The sequence below is a fragment of the Deltaproteobacteria bacterium genome (assembly GCA_029210625.1).
Taxonomy (GTDB): domain Bacteria; phylum Myxococcota; class Myxococcia; order SLRQ01; family SLRQ01; genus JARGFU01.
Genome location: JARGFU010000029.1, coordinates 52028 through 58288, shown reverse-complemented (window position 1 = coordinate 58288; position 6261 = coordinate 52028). Strand labels below are relative to the sequence as shown.

The following is a 6261-nucleotide window of genomic DNA, read 5'->3' as shown; positions in this document are numbered from 1 at the left end:
TCCTGGTCGACGGTGATCTCGTGCCACTCGCCGTCCTTGAAGACCCGGGTCTTCACCGGGACGAGCTCGTCGTCGAAGCGCTTCGCCTCCATGGCGGCCGCGGCCTTCTGCTGCGACTTGAGGGCGAAGGCGTCCTGGTCCTCGCGGCTCACGCCGTACTTCTTGGCGACGTTCTCGGCGGTCACGCCCATCGAGACGTAGGTCTCGGGCCGGCGATCGTGCAGGTCGGGGTTCACCGAGTACTTGTGCCCGCCCATCGGGACGATGGTCATCGACTCGGTCCCGCCGGCGACGGCAACGTCGATCGAGCCCACCATGATCCGCTCGGCGGCCATGGCGATGGCCTGGACGCCGGAGGAGCAGAAGCGGTTGATGGTGACGGCGGCGGCCTCGTCGGGGAGGCCGGCGTGGAAGGCGGCGATCCGGGCCACGTTGAGGCCCTGCTCGGCCTCGGGCATGGCGCAGCCGAGGACCACGTCCTCGACCAGGGCCGGATCGACCTTGGCGGCCTCGAGCGCGCCGGTGATGGCGATCGCGGCCAGGGTGTCGGGGCGGGTGTCCTTGAGGACACCCTTCACGCCGCGGCCCATCGGGGTGCGCACGGCGGAGACGATGACGGCTTCTTTGAGGGTCGACATGTCGTTTCCTTTCTTCAGTTCCGCAGCGGCTTGTTCTTCATGAGCATGTGCTGGATACGCGCCTGGGTCTTCTCCTCACCCACCAGGGAGAGGAAGGCCTCGCGCTCGAGATCCAGCAGCGCCTGCTCGCTCACGGGGCTGCGACCATCGGTGTCGCCGCCGGTGAGCACGTGCACGATCTTCTTCCCGATGAGCACGTCGTGCTCGCTGGCCATGTGCTTGCCCTTGAAGTCCTCGAGGACGAACTCGAAGACGGCGGCGCCGTCGCGCCCGGGCAGGACGGCCTGGGCCGGCAGGGGCGGCACGTAGCCGAGGCCGGCGAGGGCCAGCACCCGCTTCTTGGCGTCGCCGATGAGGCTCTCGCTCCCGAGGGAGATGCCGTCGGAGTCGCGCAGGAAGCCCAGCCGCCGCGCCTCGCGAGCGCCGGTGGCCACCCTGGCCAGGGCGATGTTCTCGAAGGCCTTCTGGAGGAAGGGCAGGGCGAGGGCGTTGACGCCGGCCGGGATGGCGTTCGCCATCCGCAGGGCCATCTCCTTGGTGCCACCCGCGCCGGGCAGCAGGCCCACCCCGACCTCGACCAGGCCGATGTAGGTCTCCATCGCCGCCTGCACGGCGTCGGCGTGCAGCACGATCTCGGCGCCGCCACCGAGGGTGAGGCCGTGGGGGGCCGCCACCACCGGGACCGGGCTGTAGCGCATGCGCAGGTTGATGTCCTGGAAGGACTTCACCATCTTGTCGAGGCCTTCCCAGTCCTTGTTCTGGGCCATCATGAAGACGAGCATCAGGTTGGCGCCGGCGGAGAAGGCGGTCTTGCCCTCGTTGCCGATGACCACGCCCACGCCCTGGGCCTCCGCCCAGTTCAGCGCGGCCTCGATGCCCTCGAGGGGGTCGGCGTCGACGATGTTCATCTTGGTGAGGAACTCGACGCAGGCGACGCCGTCGCCCAGGTCGTGCACCTGGCAGCCCAGCTTGTCGAAGATGGGCTTCTCGGCCCGGTCGCGGACGCTGCGCAGCTGCACCACGCCCGGCCGCGGCACGTGGGGCTCGTAGATCTTCGAGCCCGGATCCCAGACCCGCAGCACGCCGTCCTGCCACTGGTAGAAGCTCTCGTGGCCGGCGGCCAGGAACTCCTCGACCCAGGGGGCGATCGCGAGTCCGTCGGCCTTCATCCGCTCGACCGACTCGCGCACGCCGATGGCGTCCCAGGCCTCGAAGGGGCCCTGCTCCCAGTTGAAGCCCCAGCGCATGGCGCAGTCGATGTTGAAGAGATCGTCGGCGATCTCGCCGACGCGGTTGGCGCTGTAGGCCAGGGAGGCGGAGAGCACCTTCCAGGCGAACTGGCCGGCCGGATCGTCGGCGTTGACCAGGCCCTTCACCTTCTTGGCGAGGTCGTCCTCACCCCTGGCGGCGCCGAGGGAGTCGAAGCGGACCTTCTCCTGGGGCTTGTACTCCTTGCTCCGCCAGTCGAAGGAGAGGATCTCCTTGCCCTGCTTCTGGTAGAAGCCCTTCTTGCTCTTGGCGCCCAGGAAGCCCTGGTCGACGAGCCACTGCATCCACCCGGGCACCTTGAAGATGTCCCGGGCCTCGTCCTCGAGGAGCGAGTCGTAGCAGTTGTTGGCGACGTGGATGAAGGTGTCGAGGCCGACGATGTCCGCCGTGCGGAAGACGGCCGAGCGCGGCCGGCCCATCGCCGGGCCGAAGACGGAGTCGACGGCGTCGATGGAGAGCTCCATCTCCTCCATCACCTGCATCGTCCGCATCATCCCGTAGACGCCGATGCGGTTCGCCACGAAGTTGGGCGTGTCCTTGCCCATCACGATGCCCTTGCCGAGCACGGTGGCGCCGAAGTTCGCGATCTTCTCGACGACCGCGGGATCGCAGTCCGGCCCGGGCACCAGCTCGAGGAGCTTCATGTAGCGCACCGGGTTGAAGAAGTGGGTCACCAGCAGGTGCTTGCGGAAGTCCTCGCTGCGCCCCTCGCCCATGGCGGCGATGGAGAGGCCCGAGGTGTTGGAGGCCACGGGCGTGCCGGGCTTGCGGCACTTCTCGACCTGGTCGAAGACGATCTTCTTGATCTTCAGGTCTTCCTTCACGACCTCGATGATCCAGTCGCACTCGCCGATCTTCTCGATGTCGTCCTCGAAGTTGCCGGTCTCGATGCGCCGCAGGTCGTCGGGATCGTGGAAGACGGCGGGCCGGCTCTTCAGGGCGGCGGCCACGGCCCCGTCCACGATGGCGTTGCGCGCCTTCCTGTCGCCAGCCGGCGCGTCCTTGGGGACGATGTCCAGCAGCAGGACCTTGCAGCCGGCGCCGGCCAGGTGGGCGGCGATGCCACTGCCCATCACGCCTGCGCCCAGAACCGCGATCTTCTCGAATCGATCGTTCATCACGAACCTCGTCTTGGCGGTTGATCGAAGCGGCGGGGAGGGGAGCCTCCGACGCCATGCGTCAGGATCGAGTCCCGCGCCAAGGACCTGAAGTCAAGCGGCGAAGCGCCGTTGACGGGCTGCGGAGGCGCGTCTACCGTGGATCTCGCTCTCTGGCCCGTGAGGGGCCGACATCTCCCGGGAGGGGAACCCTTGAAGCACCTCTATCTCGCCGTCATCGCTACGCTTTTCCTCATGCTGCCCGGCTGCGGCAACAACGCCGACGACCTGGGCGTCGCCGGGGAGTGCACCGCCACCGCGGACTGCGATCCCGACGGCGACCTGGGCCTCACCTGCCTCACCGGCTTCAAGGGCGGCTACTGCGGACTGCAGGGCTGCACCGCCGACGCGGACTGCCCGGAGCCCTCGATCTGCGTCACCCACGACGACAGCGTGAACTACTGCTTCCGCACCTGCACCGACAAGTCGGAGTGCAACGCCAACCGCTCGGCCGACAACGAGGCGAACTGCTCCTCGAGCATCACCCGGGTCGAGGGGGGCAGCGACAAGGCCTGCGTGCCGCCGAGCGCCTAGGGAGCCCCTAGAGCCACTCGTGGAGCATCACCGAGAGGCCGATCCCCGCGCCGATGGAGGCGAGCTGGATCAGGGTGCTCTTCAGGTCGGTGCGGCTGTGGAGCACCGGCACCAGGGCCGCGATGGCGATGTAGAGGAAGCTCGCCGCCGAGACCGCCAGGGCATAGGGCAGCACCGCCTGCACGCCGGCGAGGACGAAGTAGGCCAGCAGGGCCCCGATGAAGGTCGTACCCGCGGCCAGCATGTTGGCCAGGAGGGCCTTCCCGCGGGAGTAGCCCGCCTGGATCAGCACCGCGAAGTCGCTGACCTCGTGGGGTATCTCGTGCGCCGCCACGGCCAGGGTCGTGGCCAGCCCCAGCGAGGTCGAGGCCGAGAAGGCGGCGGCGATGACGACGCCGTCCACCAGGTTGTGGAGGGCGTCGGCGATGAGGACCATCGGCCCCATGGTGTGCTCGTGGTGGTGCTGGCGGTGCCCCTCCTCCTCGGGATGGGAGTGACCCCAGAGGATCACCTTCTCGATGCCGATCAGCACGACGAAGGTGACCAGCATGGCCACCATGAGCGGCTCGAGCTCTCCGCCCTGCTCCACCGCGTGGGGGATCAGCCCGAGCAGGGCCGCCGAGAGGAGCACCCCGACCGCGAAGGCCAGCAGCACCCGGGTCAGCCGGCAGCGGGCCTCGTCCGGGAAGAGCAGGATCGCCGCCGCCGCGCCGGTCCCGCCCACGCTCACCAGGAAGCTCGCGCCGAGGATGTAGGCCAGGGTCATCGCCGCCTTTTGACAGCACGCCGGAAAAAAATGGAAGCCCTCCCGCCCTCCTCGTGAAGAGGAGGACGGGAGGACCGGACAGCTCAGGCGGCCTCGCGAGGCTCACCTTCCAAGTCCACGTACACGTCCACGTTCACGTTCACGGCCTCTCCCGGGTCTCGCTCGGCGACCGAGGCCCGCGTCCGCCGCGCCGACGCCAGCCACCCTCCCCGCTCCACGCGAGCCCAGTAGACCGCCGCCCCGAGGATCAGCTCGACGCAGAGGCCCAGCCAGCCCCCGAGCGCTCCGAAGCCGAGGTGCAGCCCCAGCCACCAGGCCAGCGGAGGCACCAGGACCCAGGCCGTGACCACGCCGACCACCGCCGGCACCCGCACGTCGCCCGTGCCCCGCAAGGCGGAGCGGCCGACCACGTTGGCGCCGTCGAAGACCTGGAAGACCGCCGCCACCCAGAGCAGGCGCACCGCGACCCCGGCCAGCTCGGCCTCGCCGGTGAAGACGCTCACGATCAGCGGCGCCCCGAAGGCGAAGCCCAGGGTCCAGGCCCCGGTGTAGAGGGAGGCGCCCAGGAGCGCCCGGCGCGCCAGCGGACGGACCAGATCGTCGCGGTGGCCGCCCACCGCCTGCCCCACCAGGGTCGAGGCCGCCTCCCCCACCGCCGCGGCGGGCAGGAAGGAGAAGTGGGTGACCTGCAGGGCGATCTGGTGGGCCGCCAGCTCGACCTCCGGCATCCGCGCCAGCAGGGCCGTCAGCGCCGCGAAGGAGCCCATCTCCAGCAGGAAGTGCAGGCCCGTGGGCACGCCCAGGGAGAGCACCCCGCGCACCACCGGCCAGCGCGCGGTGCCCGGACGCCAGCCCGCGCGCAGCGCCACCCGCAGGAGGTAGGCGGCCTCCACCAGAGCCGCGATATCGCTGGCCCAGGCCGCGCCCTCCGGACCCCACTCGAGGCCGAGGATGAAGAGCGCGTCGAGGGCTATGTTCAGGCCGTTGGCCAGCAGGGCCGCCACCATCGGGTGGTGCACGTCCCCCTGCCCGGTGCGGGACTGCCGCAGGGCCACCGCGATCAGCACCAGCGGCGCGGCGAGCAGGCGCACCAGGAGGTAGCCCCGGGCGTGCAGGGCCGCCCCTTGTGAGACCATCAGCGAGGGCACCACCTCGGCCAGGAGCAGCCCCAGGCCCAGGGTCAGCGCCCCCATCCCTCCCGCCAGGAGCACCCCGGCGTCGAGGACGGAGCCCGCCTGCTCCCGGCGCCCGGCGCCGACGGCCACCGAGGTGCGGATCTGCACCCCCCGCAGGAGGCCGAAGGAGAAACAGAGCAGGAAGAAGGCGGCGGTGCCGCCGAAGCCCACTCCGGCCAGGGCCGAGGTCCCCAGGCGCGCCACGAAGAAGGTGTCGGCCAGGGTCATCAGGGCGTAGGAGACCATCGACACCGCGATCGGCCAGGCCAGCCGGGCCAGCTCTCGGGTGGGGTGGTTGCTCCAGGGGAGTGCTTCTCTACGGGACGACATGACGTTCGTTTCGGGTTGGAGGTGGGACAAAAAAAACCGCGGGGTCCCTTTCGGGACGCCCGCGGTGGGTGACTCGAGACTGTCTTCGTCAGCTACTTGCTAGGGCTGGCGCTCCTCTCGAGAGACTCCACCGCGGGCCACGACGATCCCCTGCGGACCGGCGACGGACCGGTTCCAGAGGAGGTCGGGGGTCTTCTGGTACATGCGGTGGGTCATGCTCGAGCTTGGCTCCTGACGAAGAGTTGCCTTCGTTATCCTCGCTAGTACTCGATCGGGATCGAGCGGGTCAATCGGAAACCTGCCGGAGGCACCGTCCACGTACACGTACACGTGCTCGTACGCGGCCTCTCCAGGGACAGAGGTCGGCGCCGCCGGGCACCCGGGAGAAGCCG

General features: G+C 69.7%; 5 protein-coding genes. 1 reads left to right on the top strand and 4 read right to left on the bottom strand.

What is annotated here, in order from left to right:
- Both P1V51_21485 and P1V51_21480 read right to left on the bottom strand, forming a co-directional pair.
- Positions 1-638: beta-ketoacyl synthase N-terminal-like domain-containing protein (locus P1V51_21485; protein MDF1565625.1), on the bottom strand; the 638-nt coding region annotated here is incomplete at its 3' end.
- A 14-nt stretch (positions 639-652) separates the two neighbouring features.
- Positions 653-3025: a 3-hydroxyacyl-CoA dehydrogenase/enoyl-CoA hydratase family protein gene (locus tag P1V51_21480; GenBank protein ID MDF1565624.1), complete on the bottom strand. Its 2373-nt coding sequence runs from the start codon at positions 3023-3025 to the stop codon at positions 653-655.
- 192 nt (positions 3026-3217) lie between these two features.
- Here P1V51_21480 and P1V51_21475 point away from each other — a divergent pair, with 192 nt between their 5' ends.
- Positions 3218-3598, top strand: a complete 381-nt coding sequence (locus P1V51_21475) for a hypothetical protein (protein MDF1565623.1) — start codon at positions 3218-3220, stop codon at positions 3596-3598.
- Positions 3599-3605: 7 nt separating this feature from the next.
- Here P1V51_21475 and P1V51_21470 read toward each other — a convergent pair whose 3' ends face one another.
- Positions 3606-4364, bottom strand: coding sequence for a ZIP family metal transporter (locus P1V51_21470; GenBank protein ID MDF1565622.1), 759 nt, complete (start codon positions 4362-4364; stop codon positions 3606-3608).
- An 83-nt stretch (positions 4365-4447) separates the two neighbouring features.
- The gene (locus tag P1V51_21465) at positions 4448-5869 is read right to left on the bottom strand and encodes an MATE family efflux transporter (GenBank protein ID MDF1565621.1); all 1422 of its coding nucleotides are present in this window, start codon (positions 5867-5869) and stop codon (positions 4448-4450) included.
- Between the last annotated feature and the right edge of the window lie 392 nt (positions 5870-6261).

Excerpts from the sequence above, each read along its gene's own strand:
- P1V51_21480 (MDF1565624.1), bottom strand. The coding sequence starts at position 3,025 with ATGAACGATCGATTCGAGAAGATCGCGGTTCTGGGCGCAGGCGTGATG.
- P1V51_21465 (MDF1565621.1), bottom strand. The coding sequence starts at position 5,869 with ATGTCGTCCCGTAGAGAAGCACTCCCCTGGAGCAACCACCCCACCCGA.
- P1V51_21470 (MDF1565622.1), bottom strand. The coding sequence starts at position 4,364 with ATGACCCTGGCCTACATCCTCGGCGCGAGCTTCCTGGTGAGCGTGGGC.